The sequence below is a fragment of the Microbulbifer mangrovi genome (genome assembly GCF_002009015.1).
Taxonomy (GTDB): Bacteria; Pseudomonadota; Gammaproteobacteria; order Pseudomonadales; family Cellvibrionaceae; genus Microbulbifer; species Microbulbifer mangrovi.
The window spans coordinates 1-25,759 of the sequence record NZ_LZDE01000289.1; the positions used below are offsets into that span (position 1 = coordinate 1).

Annotated in this window: 10 protein-coding genes; all 10 read left to right on the forward strand. The window is 57.4% G+C overall.

Annotated elements, in window-relative coordinates; translation table 11 throughout:
* Positions 1-216, forward strand: a 216-nt coding sequence (locus B4U49_RS07490; protein WP_420811467.1) for a tetratricopeptide repeat protein, incomplete at its 5' end; no start/stop codon positions are given.
* Entirely contained in the window at positions 216-536 is a 321-nt protein-coding gene (locus B4U49_RS07495) for a hypothetical protein (RefSeq protein WP_239692506.1), read from the forward strand. The genes B4U49_RS07490 and B4U49_RS07495, both read left to right, overlap by 1 nt.
* Before the next feature lie 108 nt (positions 537-644).
* Positions 645-1,430, forward strand: a complete 786-nt coding sequence (locus B4U49_RS07500) for a MotA/TolQ/ExbB proton channel family protein (protein WP_193432824.1) — start codon at positions 645-647, stop codon at positions 1,428-1,430.
* On the forward strand, positions 1,430-2,026 hold the full coding sequence (locus B4U49_RS07505) for an ExbD/TolR family protein (RefSeq protein ID WP_078083955.1): 597 nt from the start codon (positions 1,430-1,432) through the stop codon (positions 2,024-2,026). The genes B4U49_RS07500 and B4U49_RS07505 overlap by 1 nt, the downstream gene beginning before the upstream one ends.
* Positions 2,023-2,598, forward strand: a complete 576-nt coding sequence (locus B4U49_RS07510) for an ExbD/TolR family protein (protein WP_239692507.1) — start codon at positions 2,023-2,025, stop codon at positions 2,596-2,598. Before B4U49_RS07505 ends, B4U49_RS07510 begins: the two co-directional genes overlap by 4 nt.
* A 9-nt stretch (positions 2,599-2,607) precedes the next feature.
* Positions 2,608-3,987 (forward strand): AgmX/PglI C-terminal domain-containing protein, encoded by a 1,380-nt coding sequence (locus B4U49_RS07515; RefSeq protein WP_078083956.1) that lies wholly within the window; start codon positions 2,608-2,610, stop codon positions 3,985-3,987.
* A gap of 197 nt (positions 3,988-4,184) precedes the next feature.
* Positions 4,185-5,426, forward strand: a complete 1,242-nt coding sequence (locus B4U49_RS07520) for a hypothetical protein (RefSeq protein ID WP_078083957.1) — start codon at positions 4,185-4,187, stop codon at positions 5,424-5,426.
* The gene (locus B4U49_RS18835; protein WP_143735579.1) at positions 5,426-6,307 is read left to right on the forward strand and encodes a hypothetical protein; all 882 of its coding nucleotides are present in this window, start codon (positions 5,426-5,428) and stop codon (positions 6,305-6,307) included. The genes B4U49_RS07520 and B4U49_RS18835 overlap by 1 nt, the downstream gene beginning before the upstream one ends.
* Before the next feature lie 517 nt (positions 6,308-6,824).
* Positions 6,825-20,486 carry a DUF11 domain-containing protein gene (locus tag B4U49_RS07530; RefSeq protein WP_158078577.1) on the forward strand — a complete coding sequence of 4,554 codons (13,662 nt, stop codon included), beginning with the start codon at positions 6,825-6,827 and terminating at the stop codon, positions 20,484-20,486.
* A gap of 38 nt (positions 20,487-20,524) precedes the next feature.
* Positions 20,525-25,687 (forward strand): OmpA family protein, encoded by a 5,163-nt coding sequence (locus B4U49_RS07535; protein WP_078083960.1) that lies wholly within the window; start codon positions 20,525-20,527, stop codon positions 25,685-25,687.
* The last annotated feature ends 72 nt before the right edge of the window (positions 25,688-25,759 follow it).

A 25,759-nucleotide genomic window follows, 5' to 3' on the forward strand; every position in this document is an offset into this window, starting at 1 on the left:
CAGGGCCGCTTTGACGAAGCGCGCAAAACCTATACCGAATCTCTCGCACTGCACCCTGACTACCTGCCGTTGATCAAGAACCTCGGTATCCTGTGCGACCTATATCTTCAGGATGTGAATTGTGCACTCGCACAATTCGAGCAGTACCTGAAATATCAACCTGAAGATCCCAAAGTCTCCATCTGGGTGGCAGACCTGAAACGGCGGGCCAACTGATGACTGGAAAAATAATCGCAAAAACATTCGCTCTTTCCTTCATACTCCTGCCCCTCGCGCAGCCAGCAGCGTTTGCGCAGGACGAGGAAAAAGACTCCGGCAAGAAAGTCGATAACGAAGTGAAGTCACTTTCCGGTATCTCCATTATCGGGAATAAGGAAGCACCAAAATCGCTTTATATTGTGCCGTGGAAGAGTTCCGAGGTAGGTGTGGAAAGTGGCCTGAACTCCAGTTTACTCGATCCGAGCCTGCAGCCACTGGATAAAGAAGTGTTTGAAAGGGAGCTGGAGTTCTATGAACTCAGCCTCACAGACGAGTAAGCCACAAGGCTAACAAAGCAATTAACCAAGAATCGACCAATCAGGGTCAAGCCAAGGTAAAGCGGGCTAATACCGCGGAGCCGAGAAAGAAAACCAAGAGGGCAAGTGATGGATTTCTTGAACAGTGTAGTCGCGTTTTTTCAGACTGGTGGTGCATTCATGTACCCCATTCTGGTGGTATTCGCGCTCGGCGCCGCAGTAGCGATCGAACGTTATGTTCGTCTCGTCTATGAGCGTCACACCAACCGCGCTACCTGGGACAAAGTACAACCGGTACTGAACGCCGGCGACTTTGACCGTGCGCGTAACCTGGTCAAAGACGAAAACACCGGCGTCGGCCGACTGCTCGCCATGGGCCTCGAACGTCAGGGCGCGGTGCGTCGTCGTGAAGACATCGAGATCGCCATGGAAGAAAGCATCATGGAGACCATTCCGCAGCTCGAAAAACGTACTCCCTACGTCGCGCTCGGCTCCAACATCGCCACACTCCTCGGCCTGCTCGGTACCATTATGGGCCTGATCGAAGCCTTTACCGCGGTTGCCAACGCCAACCCCGCGGAAAAAGCCGACCTGCTCTCCGCCAGTATCTCCGTGGCCATGAACACCACCGCCTTCGGTCTGATGGTGGGTATCGCGCTGCTGATCGTACACGCGCTGCTCAACTCCCTGACCGGCAGCATCGTCGATAGCCTCGAAATGGTTTCCGTAAAGGCGCTGAACATCATGTCTTCCGGTACCCGCCGTCGCAGCGATGCGGAGAAGGAAGAGAAGGGCAAAGCCGGCAAAAGTGCAGCTGACTCCAGGCCGGTCAATCGCGACGTACAGCAAACCCAGCAGGCTCAGCAGAAAGCTGAAGCCACTACCGAAGAAAAGACCAAGCCGGAAACCGCGTAATGAGAAGCAGGCGTCACGGTAGAACAAAAGAAGCCCCGGAACTGGACATTACCGCCTTCCTGAACCTGATGGTGGTGCTGGTACCTTTCCTGCTGGTTTCCGCAGTGTTTTCCCGGGTCACCATCCTGGAGCTCAATATGCCCACCGGTGCCGGGGGCGGAGCGGAAGACCCCGGAGTGACCCTGGAAGTGGTCGTTCGCAAAACAGCATTGGAAATTAGCGACGGCTCAAAAGTGATCGCGCGTTTTCCAAATCTGAATCAACAGAGCGGTGCCGAAGCGGATGCTGAAGGCGAAGCCGCGGAAGTGCCGGTAGATGAAAATGGTCTGCCGATTATCCAGCCCACGGACGAGGTTTACGATCTGGCCCAGTTGCGCGAGCAGCTGCTGCGTATCAAGGAAACCTATCCGGATAAAACCGATTCCACGCTGCTGATGGAGCCCGATGTGGCCTATGAGCACCTGGTCGGTGTGATGGATGCGGTACGCAGCGCCCAGGTTATGCCGAAAGTGGTAGAAGGTGCGGTGCCAGATCCCGATGCCAAACCGGAAACGCTGGAACTCTTTCCCGATATTTCCCTGGGAGATGCGCCATGAAGCGTGAAAGCAGACGCATGAAGCGCATGGCGCGTAGCGGCAAGCGCAAGACACCGGGCATGAACCTGACCTCGTTGATGGATGTGTTCACCATTCTGGTGTTCTTCCTGCTGACCAACAGTTCCAGCAACGAAGCCATCGAAGCGCCCAAGGTGATTACCCTTCCGGACTCGGTAGTGGAGTCCAAGCCGCGCGAGACCGTCACCCTGATGGTGACTCACGACGAAGTGCTGATCGAAACCAAACCGATCATGAAGACCGAAGACCTCTACCAGAGCGAAGACCTCGTAGTAGCGGCCATTCAGCAGGGCATGATCGAAGCGGTGGGTAAAGCGATCACCATGGCGGACACCGAGCTGGAAGAGGCCAAGGCCGCACTGGCCGAGCGCGCCGCGGCTGGTGAGGATGTCACCGAAGAGGCGGCAGAACTACTCGCTGAGCCCCCGGAAGTCAATATTCTGGCAGACCGTACAGTGCCATTCAGTGTGCTGAAAAAGGTCATGTCCAGCTGCACCAATGCTGGATACACGCGAATTTCCCTGGCGGTGATTCAAAAAGCATCTCAGAGTTAGTGAGCCTTTGTGAATAATTTTCATCAACAAAAACAGGCACTGACAGCGAAGCAGGAAGAAGTTCGCCAGCAGTTGGCCGCCCTCGAGGAAGAGTGCGGTCAGGTTGATGGCAAGCTGGAGTCGCTGCGCGAGGATGAAGCCAAGCACCAACTGCTCGACGAGATTTCCGATCGCCTCGGAAAGCTGGAAGAGGCCGGTGCTGGTGATCTGTTCTGGGCGGAGCACTACAAGCAGGATGCTTCCAAGGCGCTGATTCATCGCCTGCAGAAAACCGTCAGTATCTATAACGCCAATATGGACCTGATGCTTGAGCGCAAGCGCAAGCTTCAGGATCAGATGGAAGACTGCCGGGATGATCTTTTCGACCTGGATGCCGAGTTCCGGGAGATCCGCCAGGCGGAGGAAGATGTCCACTACGAGTACGAAGTTACTCGCGAACTGGGCGACAATGCATTCCGCGATGCCATCATGCCCTGGAATACCAACGGCGATGATGAGCGGCGCTTCCGCATCAGTGTACTCGCGTGCTTGCTGTTGGCCTTTTTCCTCGGCTTCGGTATTCACATGTGGCAACTGCCCGAGCCAGATGAAGACGAGGTGGTAGAGGTGCCCGAGCGCCTGGCCAAGCTGGTGCTGGAGAAAAAGACCAAGCCCAAACCGCCGCCTGAGCAGGTAGTGAAGAAGCCGGAAGAGAAAAAGAAAGAGCCTGAGAAACCGAAGCAGGAAGTGGCGAAGGAAGAGCCCAAGCCATCCAATGTTGAGAAGAAACAGGTTCGCAAGAAGGTTGAACGTGCCGGCGTACTGGCCTTCAAAGACAACTTCCAGGATCTGATCCAGGATGACCTCGACCAGCGTCTCGGCCAGCAGACTCAGCTGAGTACCGCAGGCAAGAAGGAAAACCGCAGTCAGCGCTCACTTATCACCGCGGCGGCGAAATCTGGTTCGGACGGTATCAATACCGCCGCACTCAGCCGTAATGCCGGTGGTGTGGGTACCGCGCTGGATGGGGTCAGCTTCTCGCGGGTATCCAGTGGTATCGGCACCGAAGGTGACTTCGCCGGCGAAGAACGTCCGCTCAGCGACGGCATGGGTCCGTCCCGTACCGACGAAGAGATCCAGATCGTGTTCGACCGCTACAAGTCGGCGCTCTACCGGATCTACAACCGCGAACTGCGTAACAACCCGGCCCTCCAGGGCAAGATGGTGCTCAAGATCACCATCGAACCGGACGGTTCGGTATCACTGGCACAAGTTGAAAACAGTGATATGGACTCGCCCACCCTGGACAGCAAGATTGTTGCCCGCGTGAAGCGGTTCAACTTCGGGCCCAAGGAAGGTGTTCCAACCATCACCATCCTGTACCCGATCGACTTCCTGCCCGCAGCGTAAGTCGACCAGCTTGACCCACTACTCCGGAAATCCCGGAGTAGTGGGTAGCTCTTCATAACCTCTGCCGAAAGTTCTTATTTGAGCCTTTAGTTGGTACATCTGTCGTATAGAAAAGCCCTCAGCTTAGCAGTAGCATCCTTTTGGCCACCAATGAATGGTGCCGAGTGGATAACACGGAGCCAAAGGGATTTCGCCGGATGTTCAACTACACCCCTGTCAGCGCAGATAAACTCATCGCCGGACGCCATTTCGGCAAGCGCATCACCATCACCCCCCAAGCCGAACCCATCTGGAATGAACTCGTTTGCCTTGCCAATCGAGGTAACTACTGGGCCCAGATGAGCGTCAATGGCGTCAAGCAGTTGGCAGCGGGCCGCCTGAGCCAGAAAAATATTTTCGTCAAGCCTGGTTGCACCCATCGTGGGGGAACTGAGGAATTTGTGATCATCCTGCCTGGATGTCGGGTTACGACAGAAAAGCTACCGGACGACACCTATAAGTTGCTGCACTTTCAGGCAGACTTAAGTTACGGGGATTTGATTGAGGAGCGGCTGGCGCCGGGGCTATATGGTGCAACGTTTAATGAAGGGCGTTGGAGCGCAAACCTTCGTAAAAATGGTGAGGTGGATAAGCGTCCTCAACGTGTCATTGCTATTGGGGACAGTGGCTATTCGCTTCCCGGCGATGCGGTAAAATCTGCAGCCGATACCCTTTCGGGGAGCGGTTCTATAGCGAATGTTTCCGGCGGGGCGCGATCTATAAAGTTCGCTGGCCCTGGTGGTGGCTTCGATTTACATTTCACGCCGGGTAGCAAGCCTATTGGAGGGTTGGTTCGGTATAGAAGTGCCATAAACCCATTGGGAAATGAGCGCCTTCATGAGTCCGCACTGCTGCTTGCGCGAACTATGTACATGGCGAAGGATGTGCAGGATGTGCGTTGGATTTCAGAGTTTGGTGGTTCTGGTGTCCTTACTCAGGCGCTGCAAATACTTGCAGACAGGAAAGTTAAGCTTAATGGGCACACGGCATTTATGTATCGGCCGAGTACTTCTCCCAATGAAGCTCTGAAAGCGATGCATGGGGTTGAAGGGTTAGAATTGGACCGTAAAGTCAAAGATTCCAATGCGCTTGACTATATTGGGAATCGCGACAACCTCCGAATGATTAGAGAGCGTCGCCTGAAAGAAGAGGGTACCTATACCTTGCTTCATAAGGCGACGGATACAGTGTGTGCGGGTGTTACTGTACACAATGCTGTAGGTTTTGTCGCAGGTGCTGCCGGTCTGGCAGGGCTGGCAGTAAGCGCTCCGGCTGCGGGTTCCTTTCTGGCTGTGTTGGGCGCTGCGGCTGGTGTTGCAGGAGCAGCAGGTAAGCTTGGGAAGCAAGCGCTAAAGGCTTGGGCACCCCGAAAGTATAATGAAGTAGCGAGTAAACTCTGATGCTAGATGCGATCAAATATTCTTCACTGGAGTTGAGAAAGCACGAAGGGCAATGTGTGCCGCGAGGTCCTTCAATTGAGCGGGCAAAAATTGAGCGTGTACATCTGCCTTTATGCACATTAGAGTTTCGTGCGCCGCGCCACGCTCCTTCCCGACGCTTCCCGGCTGAAGAGTACAAGCTTCGGACTTATTATAGCCTTGACCATCTCACCTCAATCGGAGGCTCGCTTGTTCCCAGTGACAGTTGGCGAAAAGTAAGCATTTGCTGGAGGCGCTGGGCGTTTTATGGCCCTTGGTTTACGGGGTACATGGGAGATGTTGGTTTCTCGGTAAAGATCATTGGAACCCGGGAAAGAAGCACCAAGTTTAACCTTCTCTTTCCTTCGGCTTTGGAGGTGGCGATACAGGGCTATCTTACCTCTCGTTATGGGCATAAAGTCTATGACCGGCGTGAGCGCTCGCTGTACTATCTGGCGCCGGTCGATTGGCTTCCTATTAACACCATGCCGGTTCCAGCAGTACAACTGGATGTCATTGAGAATCTCACGCGAGTTATCCACTGCCGCAAGTTATTCTTTCCAGTATCTAAAGATCGCTTGGCAGTTGTAACGTTTGACTACAGTCAAAGCTGTGCCGGAAAGAGGGAGACTGTAGATGCAAAAATCAGTCCCCAGCCGATGCTTAGCCTTATTGAAAGTATAGTTTCAAGTCTTCGAATGATGCCGAAACCTGAATTCCAGGCCGAGATTGATGAGGCCAGGGCTGCATGTACGGGAATCTATTCAGTATCGCCTGAATGCAAACCGTTCAAATGGCCAGCAGACGTAGACCGGGACGGCTTAAGTATTCTCGAATACAGGGAAGGCCGCTATCAGGATTGACTCGCGACCTTGGTCGCCGTCTCATTGCCATAGTGGCCCCTGGGGCTTACGATTTTGAATGCTCCCGAGAACCACTTGGCAATTCGGGACTAAGGCTTGTCGCCGGCGCCGCAGTTATGACCTGCTTCACGGTGCCGTTTTCTTTCTTCCAATAGTGTACCTAGGTGGTCCCGCCTGTGACGGTATTACGCCGCCCACAGCGTAAGTCGGCCCTAACTCACTACTGAGTTGTCGGTTGATGGGTAAAACTTGCCAATTCTTAAGAAACTACCTTAGCTTTACTTGAGAACTGATTGGCAAACGTAGAAAAAGTTCCCTCCCTGGCGCGCAAGTATGACTTGCTTCACGGCGCCGACTCCCCCCTTGCAATAAAGTTCCGCGACCGGGCCTTCCTCCGGTGGCGCCGCCTGTGCGGCGGTTGGCAAATTCAAATTTTGACTGGCAGCGGAACGCGATGAAGTCTGAAGTAACTGGGCGAAAATCATTCAGAAATGCACTTGCGGCACTGAAGTATTCAGTGCGGTGGCTGCTGTCAGTTGCATTACTGCTGACTTCGGGGCAGGCGTTGGCTGCCTATACCAACATGTGTGTGGTTGGCGAGCAGAACCCGCCGAGTAATCTTGTGCAGGTAACCGAGGGGTTCTGTTTTCTGTGTAGCTACGGCTACGTGGATGTGGAAATCACTAACCCCTACCGCCAGGGTACCAATGCGGCGGATGGTGATGAGCCCTATGAAACCCAGGATGTAACCGAGTGTTATAACCCCCCGGGACCGGGTGGAAACATCTGCGTAACCGCCACTCAGAGCCGTCGTAACTCAGACTACGGCTCCTCCAATCCGTCCTTGCGCTTCGATACCAATACTAATGACCTGGTCATCAATCTGAGCGATGGCCTGGAATATTACGCTACTGAAGGTGCGAATATCCCTGGTGGTGGCAGCGTAGCGGCCAGTGGCAGCACCATTAATATTCGCAATATGGCAGATCTGGCTCCCGGTGATACGCGCACTGTACGTGTCTATGTGCACCGCCCCAATGACAGGGAGGGTCTGTATGGCGCTAACCCCACTGCCACAGCATCTATCAATTACCGTATGGCCGATGGCTGTAATGACGACCCGGGGCAGCGTTATAACTTTCGGAATAATGGCTGGTATGACAACTACAGCTGTAGTTCCTCAAGTTGTAGTGGTGATCTGAACAATCCGCCCACCGATTTTTGGGATGACTATAGTCAGCCTCTTGCTCAGGACACTCGCAATGTGAATGTCTTCAGCCCGCAAATCCAGTTGAACAAGCAGGGCTGGAACTACGACAGTGGGCAGCGCGAAGGCACGCGCAGTGATCGGGTCTATGGTCATAACGACGATGACATCGTCTGGCGTATCAATATCAGCAACACCGGTGATGCGGATCTTCAGGACTTGCGTGTCGATGATGTATTGAACCGTGCCGATATCATGGACGCTAACTATGTGTGTCCCACGGCGGATGCGGCCAATGCGATAGCTAGTGCTAATGGCGTGCTTCCCGGCGGGTCCACCTGTGTTTCTACGGACGCGTTAACCGGTACTGTACTTCAGGATTTTGAGGTGGCCGATCCATTTGGTCAGCACACCTCGGTCAATGATATCAGTCCTGCCTATGTTGATAACGATAACGACACCGCCGACATTCGTAATGGCAGCACGATTAATCTCTATATCGTGGGCAAGATTCACAGTGATGCTGCCTGTACCAATGCCGAGCTGATCAATACTTTCCAAGACGTGCAGTTCGGTTGTGAAGCGCAACCCGGACCGGGCGGCATTGACTCCGGTGAAACGGAAACGGCGGTGCTAAATGCACGCTATGGCCTGGACGCCGGCACCAATGCGCTGCGCGTTGAGCGCCAGCTGACCGGTGTTACCGGTAGTGGTCCCGTAGGTATGCGCGGTCTGATGACCATTACCCTGCGCAACGAAGGCCGCGGCACCGTCTGGTTTGATCCGGGTATGGCCTGGCATCTGAATGACGAGTTGCCCTCTGAATACGTGGTTGATCCGAGCTTTGAGCCCACCATCGAGAACGCATTCTCCCTGTACGGTAGCTATGAAGGGCGTGTCGATACCCTGGAGTGGGTGAATGCCAATGGTCCCATTCCGGGCACTTCTGGCAATGAAGCCGACTATCTCAATAACTCCAATCCAGAATTTAAGCTGACCAGCAGCTCTACGGACTCCGATGCCGACCAGGCAGAGGAAAGCACCGGCCTGATGCGTCATGGCGACGTGATCGTGATCCGATTCGCCGTGGTGATGAAAGACAAGGATTACTTCGACCGCGCTGCGGATCTGGATGTTCTTGAGGAGCTGCCAACCATAGACCTGAATGCAAGGCCGGAGCCGACCGACCCGGATCTGGGTTCTTTCTCCGCCCTGGATAATACCCTTACCGTGCAGATGAAAACGCTGTGTGATGCACAGGGTGTACAGCAATCCACCATGACCGGCAATGGTCTGAACGACACTTTTGCCGCGAATGATGCGGGCACACCGGTAGATTTTTCCCCGGAAGAGCTTGATGTAAACATCAACGAGCCCACGTTTATCATCACCGATGATCGCTCCCAGACTACGCCGCTGTCCGTTACCGTGACCAACCGAGGCGGTGACGAGGCGCGGGATTTCAGTGTATTTATCAGTTTTGGTGCGACCATTAATGTGGTCAGCAGTAGCGCGCCTGCCGGTTTCAGCTGTGCACAGACCAGTATTACTCAGACCAGTGTCGACGGTAACGGCCGTCCAATGGGACACCCGGATCCCTACAAGGTTTGGGCTGTGAATCCGGCTCCCGATCAAGTCAACAAGATGCACATGCTGTTGCCCAGCGATGGCACTGTGTATCAGTGTCAGCCCACGGGTTCGCAATTGAATGCTGCGTTGGCAGCAGGCAGTAGTGCGACCTTTAATTTCGAGGTCAACAAGACTAATGACTCTGCGGGGATTCTCGCGGACGACCTGACTTTCCGCGCGGACGTGGTGGGTGAAATTTTCACTCTTAGCGATTTCACCATTGCGGGTACCCAGGTCAATTCCTTCACTGAGAATGTCGATCAAGTAGCTGATGGAGGTAATAGAAGCATTTCCTCTATCACCATCAATAATCCCACCGCGATAGCTAACGGCAATCCCCTCTGGTTCCCGGTGCCGGGCAGCACGGACAATGTCCGTAGCGATGGCGAAGTGGATCGCGGCAACCTCTACTCCCTGGACGCGCACTGGTCGCGCGGCATCGGCTTTAACCTGAAGAAAGACCAGGTAACCGCGGGTGATACCGGTTCCGGCAACTATGGTGGTGTACCGGATCTCGGGGTCTGTAACGAAAATACTACGAGCGTCACTAGCGCTGCTGCCGGCACCTTCTCCGGCCAGACCAAGTCTGCAGAACACGTACAGATCGGTGAAGAATGTACCGTGCGTATCCAGACTGGTGGCTGGTTCGGTTTCGACTCCCGCGGTTTCAACTTTATCGGTGTGCGCGATATCCAGGTTCTGGATCAGATCCCTAACGGCCAGAGCTTTATCTCCAGTACCGTGCCGCTGGTGACCCCGCAAATCTTCGGTGCGACCCAGGCACCCAATGATCCGTCGACGTCGGCGCTGGGCGAACTCACTCCGTTCGGTTGGCGTTTCACCGGTAACCAGAACTCCGGTTACAGCGGTGCGCCCGACGAGGGCACCTATATTGTTGATATCGACGAGTGGTTTACCATCAATGCCACCAGTCGAGTCCTCAACAAACTGCAGAACAACCGGGCCGCGCCCAACGCGCACGGCCTTAATAGTGCCAACATTCTGGATTCCTCGTTTAAAGGCATCTTCTTCAATAACAACACTGGTGATTGGGAAACCTACGAATTCGGTAGCTATGGCGGTGGCGAAACCGTCGGTTATCCGAAAGAGCCCATCCGCCGTGTCGATGTGGTGGTTACCGAGCCCCGCATCGAAGTTGTGAAGGAAATCTGTGCGGCGTCTGACTTCGACAATGGCACCGGATCCTGTGGCGCTGGCTGGACCAGTGATTACCAGGGCGCAGTCACTACCAACGACTATATTTACCGACTTACTGTCACCAGCGAAGCGGCTGCGGATGGTCATCCGCGCCCGCCGGTATATGACCTGACCGTTGAAGATACCCTGCCGGATCTGTTGTTTATCGAAGATCTCGACAGCGACGGTATCGACAACGACGGTGATGGCACCACGGACGAGCCTGGAGAAGAGGGCGTCATCGTTGGCAACGTGATGAACGACGGTAATCCGACCACCATCACTTTCTCCCATACCCAGGGTGCTGACGGCACCGGTCTGCGTCGACTCGAATCCGGTGCCAGTGTGCACATGTACTATCGTGTGGACCCGGATGATCGCATCGCCCCGTCTGAAACCCTGACGAATAACGTACAGGTTACTTACTACGACTCTCTTGAAGGCAGCGGCAACGACCACGGTAACCAGACTGTGGTTACTCCGGGCAGTGGCGAGCTGGGCGGTGCGCGTATCTATCCGGTCACCGGTGATACCGATACCGAAGCGCAAGCTTCCATGACCTTCAGCGAACCGACCACCGAGCCGAAAACCATTACCGCCTTGTCGGAAACTCCGCTGGCGGGTAGCGGCGTACAGCAGGTAAAAATCGGCGAGGAAATCGAATACACCCTTACCGCGGAACTGCCAGTAGCGCAGCTTCGTGCACTCACGGTTACCGATGAATTGCCTGCGGGAATGATGTGTGCGGATGCGCCCACGATTGACCTCACCAACGATGCCCCCTGGAGCGCGGCCGGTTTCAAACGTCCCGATCTCAGTGATGTTGGGGATGTCACGCCGATTTGTTCCGACAATCAGGTGCAGTGGTCTTTCGGGGATGTGGTACTTACCAACCCGTCGTCGGACCGGGATCCGAACCGCTTCACTTTTGAACTGAAATTTATCGCCCGTGTACAGAATAGTGCAGACAACAACGATACTGATTCTCTGATTAACGGTGTGCCGGCGACTAACGCCACGCTGGAATGGCGCGACGAAGGCGGCACCGATAACAGCCTGGATTACGGTCAGGTGGAAGTTCAGGTGACTGAGCCGCTGATCGCGCTGACCAAAAGCTGGGATGCACCGAGCGGTGATATTGATGCAGCAGATACCATCATCATTACCCTGACCGCCACCAACAACGGTACCGCGAGCGCCTATAACCTGCGTATTCTGGACGATCTGCTCGATAGCGAGATGACATTTGTACCCGGCAGTGTTGAGGGTGCCAATGTGCCGGATAGCGTGGATACCACCACCTTCGGTGCAAACCAGCCGGTATTTGTTTGGAATCCAGAAAACCCGCTGGCGCCGGGCGACAGCCGCGAATTCACCTTCGAGGTGACCGTGGATGACTCTGCCCAGCCACACCAGCAGCTGGAAAATACTGCGGAAGCAGTCTGGACCTCACTGCCGGGACAGGGTACTGCGCTGAACCCCGCTGGCCAGATTGGTGTAGATGGCGCGGCAGATGGCCAGCGTATTGGTGTGCTTCCCCACGCTGACGATGCGATCAATGACTACGAAACCAACAGCGAAACCGTCGATGCCATTGTGGCCGGATTGGCGCTGCTGAAAGAGGATGTCACCGAAAACGGCACCACCCCGGAATCCCGCGCCATCGGCGCACACCGCACCTTCCGCCTGGATATCAGCCTGCCGGAAGGCGTGACGGAAAATGTGGTAGTGACCGACACCATGTCCGCGGGCTACGCCATCGCCGATCCTGCACACGGCTATGAAATCCGCTGTGAATATGGCGGCACTCCCACGATCCGCACCATCAACGACCAGGCGCCGGATACCGCCTGTGGACAGTTTGCCGGTGCACTGCCGCAAAACGGTGACACAGGGGTTCTGACCTGGAATATCGGCAAGGTCGAGACCGAAACCGAAGACGACACCGGTGACGGCGCCACCAATGCCATCGACCCGGTTATCCACATCTACTATGTCGCCCGTATCGAGAATACCGGTACTGTGGTTGCCGGCACCGCGCTTTCCAACAGCGCGGAGCTGGATTACCTGAACGCGCCGAGCACGCTGAGCGATGATGCCGGCCCCATTGAGGTGGCTGAACCGGCACTGACGGTAACCAAAACCGCGAGTGCCGCGAGTGCGGTCAGTGGTGATCTACTCGATTACACCATCGAGATTACCAACGCCACCGGTGCGAATGTTTCCACCGCATACGACGTCAATATCGCAGACCTGCTGCCAGAGCAGCTGCGTCTGGACAGTGCGACCGTTAACGGTGCCGACTATATGCCGGGCACGCGTGCCGACGGTGCGTTTGTGTGGGGGCGTGAGAATGGCGACAACAGCCTGGATATCGCCCCCGGTGAAACCCTCACGCTGATTTACAACACCACAGTACTGTCCGCATTCGGTAGCGAGATCGAAAATATTGTGCACGTCGACTGGACCTCACTGGATTACGGTGTGCCCGGTCAGGATAGCTATCCCGGTGATTACCAGCGTCATGGCGAGGGTTGCCCGGATACTGTCGCACCGAACGAATACTGCACCTTTATCAATGAAACCGTAGCCACCCAGGACAGCACCGACTTCAGCAAAACTGCCGTCTCCGATGCCTGGGGTGCGGCAGATCGCGCGCGTATCGGTGATACCGTGCAATACACCCTGAATCTCGGTATCCAGCCCGGCATTACCCGCAATGTTGTAGTGACCGACGAACTGCCAGCGGGACTGGAGCTGGTTTCGGTCGATAGTATCGATTGTGGTATCAACGGGTTTACCTGTTCCCAGGCCCCGATCGAGCCCGCACCCGGTGCGACTGGCACACTGCAGTGGCAGCTGGGAGATATCGATGCGGAAAGTGATTCCACTCCGCCGTTCACCATCGTTTATACCGCTGTGGTGCTCGACGACGAGACCGTATTCCCGGCGGGCAGCGGTGAAATTGAGCGTGCAAACAGCGCCGAGTTGACCTATGACGGTGCCACAGATCTGCTGGATGATCAGGCCAGTATCTGGGTCGTACAGCCGAACGTCACCAACCTGCAGAAAACCGATTCCCGCTCCGGCGTTACCAGCCCGCACACGGTTGTGGATATCGCCAACGAGGTGATGAATTTCCGCCTGCAGGCGCAGAATACGGGCGGTGCGCCGGCCTACGGTATGGTGATTGCGGATACCCTGAATATCGACCCGGCCAACCCGGAGTTCAATGAGGGCACTGTCAATGTCACCCAGGTACTGATTAACAATGTAGCCGCGAACTACACCCACACGGTGAATGCGGGCATTATCGAATTTACCCTCACCGATGTAGTCCCTGAAAGTGCGACCATCCAGATCGATTACGAAGTCGGTCTGAACCTCGATATTCCCAGCGGCCACACCTGGTACAACCGCTTCCATATCGATAAGTACGTTTCCAACGATATCGACGGCACCAGCAGCCGCCTGTACGAAGGTACTTCGCCGGCCTGTGAATCTACGCTGTCTGCAAACTGCTTCCAGCTGATGACCTCGGTGGCAGATCCGGAAGACCTGACGCTGCAATTGATGGAACCCACCGATGGCCGCGCGCCGATCGGAGAACCGATCAGCTATCGCATCACGGTTCCGGCGAGCCCCATAGCCAGCTCCACCCTGGCGGATGTGCAGGTAGAAAATACCCTTCAGGGCCGCGATACAGTGATTGTGCTGGATACGGTCACCATCGGTGGTAATCCGATTACCGTTCCAGACGGCGAGGTATTTACCATCGATGTGGGCGATATTCCGCCCAACGAGGTGCGTGAAATTGTGTTCACCGGTTGGGTTGCCAATGTTGACGCTGCCCAGTCCGGTCAGACCTACGATATCAGCGCCACCTACACCTACGACGAAGCCGGTGTAGTTACCGAAATGGGTGGCCAGTCTGCGACGGTCACCATTGTTGAACCGGAGCTGGCATTGACCCAGAGCGCGGTCAACCAGAGCGGTAACCCCGAACCGGTGGCTGGCGATGTCTATCATTTCACCCTGCAACTCGCCGAGCAGGGCGCGAACGGTTCCGACGCTTACGATCTTTCCGTACTGGAAGAGCTCAGTATTGGCTGGGCCTATGAGGCGGGCAGCGCAACCTTTAACGGTGTGTCGATTGCCGAACCGGTAATTACTGGTGACGGTATCGATACCGCACAGAGCCTGACTTGGGATGCCGCAGCCAACACCGATATTCCCGTCGGTGAAACCCGGGCACTAGAGTTCGACGTGCGCGTGCTGGATAGCGTGCTCGCCGGCCAGGAACTGACTGGCAGCACCACGGTGCAGTGGACCAGTCAGGCGGGCGCGCCTGAGCATGTGGAGCGCGATGGTTCCGACATGCCAGATGCGACCGCGTTGAATAATTACTTCCTCGGTCCGGAGCAGCTGCCACCGCTGGCAATTAACAACACGGCGACACTCGAAAAGAATGTCATCAGTGAAACCGCGCCGCTCAATGACGGCGAACTGCGTATCGGTGACCTGGTGACCTACGAGCTGCGTCTCGGTGCGCAGCGCGGCACCTTGCCGAATGCGATTGTCACCGACACCCTGCCAGAAGGCATGGTGTTTGTAGATACCGTTTCCATCGCTGCGGACGGCATGACCTACGACCTGGGTCAGGAGCCAATGGCTGAGGCGGCAGGTGACATCACCTGGAATTTCGGTTCCCTGGTGAATACCGCCGGTGACGAACTGGTAATTACCTACCGCTCGCGTGTACAGCGCGATGTTCTGCCGCTGAATGCCGCCAGCATCGAGATGCGCAACGCGGCCAGCTTCCAGTTCGATACCGCTGCCGGTCCCAGCACCCCGCTGCTGGCGGAGCAGGTCCTGAACCTGCTGCAACCGGATCTGGAATTTGCTCTCACGGCGACCCCCGACGGTACCGTGGCGCTGACGCCGGACCAGACAATCACCTTTACCGCCACCATTACCAATAACGGTACTGCACCGGCATACGACATAGTGCTGCGGGATGTGATTCCGGTTGGTATGCGCAAGGCTGGCGTGGAAACTGTTTCCGTCAACGGCAGTACAACTAATCCGCTGCAGCCGACCTTCGATACGGCTACCGGTGAAACCGTGTGGAATTTTGCCAATGAAATTCCCGCGGGCGATGTACTCGAGGTGGTCTACCAGGTAACCACCGACAGTGACCTCGCAGCCGGTTTGCAAATCGGTAACAACGCCTTTATCGAGTGGTATTACTCCTTCGGTGAAAGCGAAATTCCCGAGGGCGCGGTGCTGGATAACCGCCAGCCCTACGGCCCCAGCGATGCGGTGAGCGTGCTGTTCAGTACGCCGGATGCGCAGCCGCTGCAGATTGCTGTTGAACCGACCACCCGCGAGCAGGCGTCCATCGGCGAGCCGTTCGTCTATCGCCTGACCATTCCGGCGGTGGGTGCGTTGCACGATGTCGCGATCCTGATGGATCTCGCGGATTCCGGTATTGATCCGGTGGATCTCGCCTTCGTGGAAGCCACGCAGGTATCCGGCAATATCGCGTTTAATCCACAGGGTTCCGTCGACGGTGGGTTGCTGACCATTGTGGATAACGCCACCGGTATCGATATCGAAGCGGGCAGTGAAGCGGTGATTGATGTCACCCTGCGTCTGCGCGATACCGATCAGAACCAGTTCGGGAACTCCTTTAGCTCCCGCGCCAGTTACAGCTACAGCTACGCCAACGATGATCCGGATGCGGGTCGCGGTACCGGTGAGGTCAGCGAATACTCCGCGCCCATCGAAGTTGTCGAGCCCTACGAGCTGGTGATGACCAAAACCGGCGATGCACAGATTCAGTCCGGTCTCGCCGGACGCTTCACTCTGGATGTGCACAACCGCGGAACCGGTCCGGCTTGGGACCTGACCGTAAGGGATTTCCTGCCCAGCACTGAACAGGGCGGCATGTGTGAGACACCGCCGGCAAACTTCACCGCCTCGGTTGTGGATGCCGGTGGCAATGCCGTGGCAACCCTGAGTGAGGGCAGCGATTTCACCACGGTATTTGATGCGGAAAACTGCACCCTGACGTTTACCACCAGCGGTGCCGCTGCGGCACTGCCGGCGGACCATCACCTGCAGTTTGCCTACGATGCGTGGCTGGATGAGAACACCGTCGACGGCACCGCGCTGGACAATGTGGCCGGTGCCGAGCGCTGGTACAGCTGGGACAGCACTGGCCCGGACGCGCGTATTTACGAGCGCACTTACGCGGCCGATCCGCCCGATGGCACCCCGTCTGTGGAAGACCACGAAGATGTATTTACCGTGATCGCCGCAGTGCCGAGCGTGCTGTTTGAAAAGGTTGTGGAAAATATCACCTCTACCGAGAGCCCTGCGACCACCGCGACACCGGGCGATGTATTGCAGTACACCCTGACCCTGCGCAACCTCAGTGATCTGGATGTGGATAATGTTTCCATTACCGATGAGCTGGATCGACTGAATGCGCCGGCGCTGTTCGTACCGGGCACGCTGCAACTCATCACCGCGCCTGCCGGTGCCGACAGTTCCGCGACCAACGCCGCAGGCGGTGCCAACGGCTCCGGTCTGGTCGACGTACGCGATCTGACCCTGGGCGCTGCGGGTAGCGGCAGCGAAGAAGTACAGCTGGTGTATCAGGTGCAGTTGATCAATGTGATCGACAGCGCGTCCGCGGTACTCAATCAGGCCCAGGTACAGTTGCCCGGCCAGCCGTTGATCGACAGTGACGATCCGAATATCAACGGCGCTGCAGATCCGCAGGTAGCTGGCGACGAGGACCCCACCCGCGTGATCATCGAATCCGCACCGGTGTTCAAGGTAGAGAAAACCTCCGAGGATCTCACCGGCGAGCCGGACAGCCTGATGCCGGGCGATACCCTGCGCTACACCATCCGCGTGGAAAACATCGGTAACGAGAACATGCTCGAGGCCAGCCTGCGCGACCAGGTGCCTGCCAACACCGTGTATGTTGCCGGTTCCACCACACTGAATGGCGCGGCGCTGGAAGACATCGACGGCAGCACGCCGCTGGCGCAGACGTTGGTTATCCCGTCTCCCGATGCCGAAGAAGGTCAACTGCTGGCAGACCCGGATGCGTCCGGCAGCCAGGCCGCGATCATTACCTTTGATGTGACCATCAATGACGTCAACGACGGCACCGTGATTTCCAACCAGGGCTTCGCCAATGGCCTCGGCGCCGGTGGTGAAAATATCGCGGTGGATGAGCAGCCTTCCGATGATCCCACCACGGAAGTTGCTGACGATCCCACCATCGACATCGTCGGTAATGTGCCGCTGCTGCGCGTGCAGAAAACCGTCGAGTTGGCGGTGGATAACCTGACCTCCGGTATCGTCGATCCGGAAGACGTGCTGCGCTACACCATCACCATCAGCAACATGGGTGGCAAGGATGCGACCGAGGTTCGTCTTGTGGACCTGGTACCGGAGAACACCACCTATGTTGCCGACAGCACCACCCTGAATGGCCTGGCGGTGGCGGACAATGGTGGCGAGTCGCCGCTGGTGGCCGGTCTGCCGGTCAGCAGTGACGATCTGACCCCGCCGATGCCCGCGGATGGCGAGGGTGTGATCACTACCGCACAGACCGCCACCATCGTGTTCGATGTGATGGTCAATGCGGATACCGAGCGCGGCACCATCATCAGCAACCAGGGCAGTGTTTACAGCCTCGAGCTGCCGCTGACCCTGTCCGATGCGGATGGCAACAGCAGCAACGGCGCCCAGCCCACCGAGGTGGTGGTGGGTGATGCACAGCAGCTGTCCATCACCAAGGAAGTAGCCGTGGTCGGTGGCGGTGCCGCCGAGTCAGGTAAGGTGCTGGAATACATCGTGCGTGTTACCAACATCAGTGCGGTACCCGCGAGCCTGGTGAGCATTTACGACGACCTGCTCACCGCCGGTGAAGGGGTACTTACTTACGTGGAAGACTCTGCGCGCCTGAATGGCCAGCCCGATGGGGTGATGGTCGACGGCCCGCTGATCACTGTCGACTACAGCACCAGCTACGGCGACCTGGAACCGAGCGAAACCATCACCCTGCGCTTTGAAGCCAAGCTGGGCGAAAACCTGGCGATGGGTTACACGGTGCTCAATACCGCACAGGTGAAATGGAATGACCCACCCGCGTACAACGAAGCTACGGTCGCCATCGATATCGGTGGTACCCCGGGTATCGCCAACCTGAGTGGTTACCTGTGGCACGATGTGAACTTCAGTGAAACTGCCGACAGTGAAGAGCGTCTGCTCAGCAACTGGACCGTGGACCTGTACTTCAACAACGCGTTTTTGGAAACCGTACAGAGTGACGAGAACGGCTACTTCCAGTTCGCCGGCCTGGTGCCGAACATGGATGGCGCGGATATGGCGGGCGCGAATTACGAGTTGCGCTACTCGGCCCCGAATGCCGTGGAGTCCACCGCGTCTTTGGGTATCGCCAGCTCCGACTTCACCAACGGCCCGCAGGAGATCCGCGAGATCTACATCGGTTCCGGTGCCAACCCGCAGAACCTGAATCTGCCGATTACCCCCAACGGTGTCATCTACGATTCCGTCGTGCGTGCGCCCATCGCCGGTGCCCGCGTGCGTATGCTGCAGGCATCCAGTGGCCAGGCGCTGCCGGACAGTTGTTTCGAAGATCCGGCGCAACAAAACCAGGTGACACTGCCCGGCGGTTACTACAAGTTCGATCTGAACTTCAGTAGTGCGGCCTGTGCCATGAATACGGATTACCTGATCGAAGTGGAAGTGCCGAACGAAGACTATATGTCTGGCCCGTCCCAGATCATTCCGCCGCAGACCGGAATCGAAACCGGCGCCTTCGATGTCAGCGCTTGTCTCGGCAGTGCTTCAGACCTGATTCCGGGTACCCCGAATCACTGTGAAATACAGCTCTCTGAATTGCCGCCGCCCATCGATATGGATGCGCGTTCCAGCGAAACGGATTACTACCTGCGTCTGAACCTGGATGACACCAACCAGCCGGGCAGCAGCCAGCTGTTTAACAACCACATTGCCCTGGATCCGCTGCTGGAAGGCGCGCTGGCGCTGACCAAGACCTCGGCCATGACCAATGTGACCCGCAGCCAGCTGGTGCCGTACACCATTACCTTTACCAACACCATGGCGGTGCCGCTGACCGACCTGCAGCTGGTGGATTACTTCCCTGCGGGCTTCAAGTATGTGGCCGGCTCCGCAAACCTGGACGGTGTACCGGTAGAGCCGGAAGTGAACGGCCTGCAATTGCAGTGGCCGCACCTGCGCGCCGAAGGTGAGCAGACCCGCACCATGAAACTGTTGCTGGTGGTGGGTTCCGGTGTGGGCGAAGGCAAGTACATCAACCGCGCGCGCATGTTCAACGAACTCTCCGGCCAGCAGGCTTCCGGTGAGGCGTCTGCTACCGTGCGCGTGGTTCCCGACCCGACCTTCGACTGTACCGATGTGATCGGCAAGGTGTACGACGATAAGAACCTCAACGGTTACCAGGACAGCGGTGAAGGCGGTGTAGCCGGAGCGCGCGTGGTGACGGCGCAGGGCCTGCGTGCCACCACCGATGCCCACGGTCGTTTCCACATCACCTGTGCGGCAGTGCCGAACCCGGATCGCGGCTCCAACTTCGTACTGAAGCTGGACGACCGCAGTCTGCCGAGCGGCTACCGCCTGACCACGGAAAACCCGCGGGTAGAGCGCGCCACCCGAGGCAAGATGCTGGAGTTCAACTTCGGTACCAGTCTGCACCGCGTAGTGCGCCTGGACCTGGCGGAAGCGGTATTCGAGCCCGGTTCCACAGAGCTGCGTCCGCAGTGGCATTCGCGCACGGAACTGCTGCTGGAAAAACTGCAGGATGCACCTTCCGTACTGCGTCTGTCTTACCTGGCGGAGAATGAAGATCCGGCACTGGTAGACGCGCGCCTCGAAACCATCAAGGCACGTATCGCGGAAGACTGGGCAGCACTGGATTGTTGCTACCCGCTCAATATCGAAACCGAAATATTCTGGCGTAGAGGAGCGCCGCCCAGTCGGGGCGGGCTGCTCGATGGCCTTAAACGCAGTGTCGATCGCGCATTAGGAAACGATGGCGATCAGGGAGGATTCCATTGATGTTCCGTCCTTCTAACCGAGTTTTTAAATTGAAGCGAATGATCCAACCCGGTTGTGCGTTTGCCATTGTTCTCGCCAGTAGCGTATCCGTGTTTGCACAGGATGCGACTACCGAGAATGCTGCTGAGACGGGCGCTGCAGACAGCGGTGCCTGGTGGCAACTGATTCCCGGCCTGTCCCCGGGTGTCGAGAGCAACGGTGAATACAGTGAGAAACCGCTGGGCAGCAATACCGAAACCACCCTGATTCCCGCAGCCGGCCAGCTGTGGGTACAGGACGCGGAAGCGTTTATCGATCCGCAGGAACCGGTGCTGGAAACCGACGTGCTCCCGCCGCTGGTGTACAGGGAAGTCGACGATGAGATCGCTCCCGAGCTGGTGGAAGAACTGCAGGAAAAACTCGCTGAACTGGAAGACGCACACGAGCTGCAGCTGATCTTTAGCGGCCACACCGACAGTGATCCGCTGAGCGAAGATCAGTTGGCGACCTTTGCTGACAAGGAAGCCTTTACCGGCGCACGGGCGCAGCTGGTGGCGGAATATTTCCAGACCGCGCTGGAGCTGCCGGAAGAAGCGGTAGTGTTTGAAGGTCGCGGCGACAGCGAACCGCTGACGGAAAATATCACCGAAAAAGGCCGCGAGCTGAATCGCCGCGTTGAGGTGAAACTGCGCTATTTCGAGCTGGATCAGGAGGCCCGCGATGCCCAGCGTCGCGCCGAAGCGGCCCAGCTGAACCGGGTGCAGGTCTGCCGTCAGGAAACCGTGTGTAAGCTGCGCTACACCGCGGGCTCCGACAAGCGTGCGCGCCTGAAAAACCTGGTGTCTCCGCTGCGCCTGCAGCCGGGACAGGTGGATCTGCCGATGCCGTTTGTGCGCCGCATTCAGGAAGTGCGCAACACATTGCTCGATAAGCCGAATCTCACTATTCACTTTGTTGGCCACACCGACGGCAAGCCGCTGCCGGAAGGTCCTGCAGAACTCTACGACGATGAGATGGCGCTGTCCCGTGCCGAAGCGCGTCGCGTAGCGCTGGCGGTGGCCGATCAGCTGAATATGCCGGGCTATATGGTGACTAGCAGTGGCAAAGGTTCTACCCAGCCCATCGCCGCCAATGACACCGCCAAGGGCCGCGCCCTGAACCGTCGTGTGGAAGTGGAATTCTGGTACGACGACCTGCTGGAAACGGCCGCAGATGGTTTGCAGGCCTGTCCGGAGTCCGCCGCTGCGGAAACCATTACCATTGCGCACGAATCCCCCACCGGCGATGTGCCGCCCATCTTCCTCGACAGCGGTGAACCGCAGATCACCAGCGCACAGCTGGCGCAGATGCAGCGCATGATGGATGAGGTTTCCGGCAAACAGAATGTGCGCCTGAGCTTTATCGGCTACAGCGACAACGAGCGCATGGAACGCCGTGAGGCGATGGTGTACGGCGACGATGTCGGCCTCTCCTCGGCACGCGCGGAGAAAACCATGCGCGCGGTGCAGCAGCACCTCGGCCTGGAAGACGAGCAGGTGGAATTTGAAGGCCGCGGCTTTGTGGAATCCAAAGACGTGGTACAGACCGGCTTTATCCACATGGATGGCGCGCGGGTAGAAGTGCAGGTGCTCTATGACGAACTCGCGGTACTCGCGGAAAAGGATCGCCTGGAGATCGAGCGCATTCAACAGGAGGCCGAGGCCCATAACCCCTACGCCCTCAACCTGATGCGTATCACCGTGGATGGTGCGCCCGAATACGACCCCCACAAAAATTCCGCCGACCTGCAGCGCTGTACCGACGTGGCTCTGGAAAACGCCAATATCCAGTTCCGCTTCGACAACCAGACCATGCAGCCGCGCCTGAACGTGACCGCTTTCCCGAGCACTATCCGCTATGCGGATGATCCGGAAACCGAGATCGCCGACAGCCGGGTACAGTTCAAGCGCTACACCAACTACCCGTCCTTTATCACTCGCGCGGAAGTGCGCGTGTTCGAGGAGGAACAATCCCTGCGCGATGAACCCATTGCGGTGGTCACCCTCGACCAGAACGGTGAGGGCAGCTGGGATGCGGGCTTTGAGGAATACCAGGCGCCGCTGAAAAAACTGAAATACGTACTGCGGGTATACGACTGGAAACAGCGTTTCGACGAGACCCGTGCGCAGACCCTGTGGATTGTGGATAACTTCGAACCGCAACTGCAGGAAACCACCACCGAGAAAGAACTGCTGGTGGGCTATGGTGAAAACCGTCTCGCCGAGCAGAATATTCCGGTCAGTGGTAACGCGGTGCTGGTCAACGGCTCGGATATTCCGGCGAACCACAGTGTGTGGCTGGCCGGGCGCGAAGTGCCGGTGAGCAGCAGTGGTGAGTTCGTGGCCGAGGAGATTTTCGCCAAGGGCCTGCATACCGTGGAAGTGGCAGTGCTGGACGACAGCGGTAACGGTGAGTTGTTCCTGCGCGACCTGGAGTTCAATCGGGACGACTGGTTTACCGTCGGTATCGCCGACCTCACCATCGCCCGCGACAAGACCAATGGTCCCGCGGCACTGGTGACCGGTGACGAAACTCACTACGACAACTCTGCCAGCTACGATGGCCGCCTGGCGTTCTACACCAGCGGCAGTTTCGGCGACGGTTGGCAGCTCTCCGCCAGTGCGGATACGGAAGAGGGGCCGGTAGAGGACCTGTTCACCAACTTTATGGAGAAAAACCCGGACGCACTGTTCCGTCGTCTGGACAGCGATCTGTACTACCCCACCTTTGGTGACGACTCCACCGTGGTGGAAGATGCACCGACTTCCGGCAAGTTCTATATCAAGCTGGAGAATTACGACGATTACGGTCTGTGGGGTAACTTCAACGCGTCCTACACCGACAACGAGCTGGCACATATTGACCGCGCGCTGTACGGGGCCAATTTCCACTTCGAAACCGACGACGTGACCGATTTCGGCGAGAAACGTTTCCAGATCGATGCCTTCAGTGCAGAGCCGGGCACCATTGCCGGACGGGATGAATTCCGCGGTACCGGAGGCTCTCTCTATTACATGCGACATCAGGATATCCTCACCGGTTCCGAGCGTCTGCGCGTGGAAGTGCGGGACAAAAACTCGGGCATCGTACTGGGAGTGAAAAACCTTACCCCGGTTATCGATTACGACGTGGACTACATCCAGGGCCGCGTGCTGTTGAACCGACCGCTGTCGGCAATTGCCAATGACAACCTGATCGTACAGGACGGGTCCTACAACGGTAACCCGCAGTACCTGGTTGCGCGCTACGAGTACACTCCGGGCTTCGATGATCTGGATACCCTCGCGGTGGGCGGTCGCGCCCACTATTGGGCCGGCGATCATGTGAAACTTGGTTTGAGTGCGAGCCAGCAGGATGAGGAAGACAATGAATCCTCCTTGAGCGGTGTCGACCTGACCCTGCGCAAAACGGCCGGTACCTGGATGAAGGTAGAAGTCGCCGAGAGCCAGGGCAACACCCTCGACAGCCTGTCCTCCCTGGACGGTGGTTACAGCTTCAATCAGGGAAGTTTCGAGCAGGGCAGCTTTGACCAGGGTGCGCCGTTCGATCCCGAAGCCAAGGCCGGTGCCAACAAGTTTGAAGCCGCCCTGCAGGTGGGGGATTTCTTCGAGGGAGCACGTGGATCCGCGACTGTCTATGCACAGCAGCGCGATGCAGGTTTCTCCGGCCCCGGCCAGCTCGCCACCCGTGAAACCGAGCAGTACGGTGCTTCGGTCAACGTACCGATCGGCGAACGTTTTGATGTGGGCCTCAAGACCGACACCCGCGAACAGCAACAGGGCCTGCAGACCGAAGCGACAGATGTGGAACTCGGCTATCGCCTGAGCGATCGCTGGCGTCTCGCCGCCGCTGCCCGTTCCGATTCCCGGGAGGACCTGTCACCGGTGGTACCGGTTACCCAGACCCAGGGTGATCGCACCGACGTGGCGGTCCAGGCCAGTTACGATTCCGGTGCCGACTGGAATGCGTTCGGTTTTGTACAGCGCACCGCCGAGCTGTCCGGTAATCGCGACGAGAACAACCGCGTCGGTTTCGGTGGCGCCTATCGCGTGAGCGAGCGTCTCACTGTGGACAGTGAACTGTCCGGTGGTGATACCGGCACCGCAGCGCGCGTGGGTACCGACTTCCTGGTGACCGACCGCACCAACCTCTACCTGAACTACACCCTCGACAACGAGCGTACCGATACCGGCGTGCGCGCACGCAAGGGCAACCTGAACAGCGGCTTCCGCAGTCGCTTCAGCGACACCACGAGTATCTACGGTGAGGAGCGCTACACCCACGGTGACGTCTCCACCGGCCTCACCCACGCCCTCGGCGTGGACCTGGCGCCCAGCGACAAGTGGAATTACGGCACCAGCGTGGAAGCGGGCACTCTGGAAGATCCGCGTACCGGTGCGGAAACCGAGCGTCGCGCCCTGGGCGCGAGCATGGGCTTTAACGACGGTAGCCTGCGTCTGTCCAGTGCGGTGGAATACCGCGTGGACAACATGCAGACCCTGAGTGATCCCGAGACGGTGCTGGAAAACGAACGCCAGACCTGGCTGTTGAAAAATACCGTCAGCTTCCAGATGAATCCGGACTGGCGCCTTGTGGGTAAGCTCAACTATTCCGACAGCCAGAGTTCACAGGGTGAGTTCTACGATGGCAAGTTCACCGAAGGGGTTATGGGCTACGCCTACCGTCCTGTGGATAACGATCGCTGGAACACGCTGCTGAAGTACACCTACTTCTACAATGTGCCCACCACGGATCAGGTACTGGTGACGTCCAACAGCGTCAACAATGCCACCGAGTTTGTGCAGAAGAGCCATATCTTCTCCGTCGACACCAACTACGACATCACCCAGCGCTGGACCCTGGGCGCCAAGTACGCCTACCGTCTGGGTCAGTTGAGTATGGAACGGGATGATCCGGAATTCTTCGACAGCTCCGCGAGCCTGTACGTGCTGCGTGCCGACTGGCACTTCGTGAACAAGTGGGATCTGCTGATCGAAGGCCGCCTGCTCGACCTGCCAGATGCGGGTGACCGCAAAAGCGGCGCACTGCTGGCGCTGTATCGACAGATGGGACGCAACTTCAAGGCGGGTATCGGCTACAACTTTACCGACTTCTCCGATGACCTGACTGACCTGGATTACGACAGTCAGGGTGTGTTTATCAATATGGTGGGTAAGTTCTAAACCCTCTAAAGCTTTGTCGCTGGTCCTGTGGCGGCAAGGCACAGGGGATTGGTTTTTGAAACCGCTGTGAAT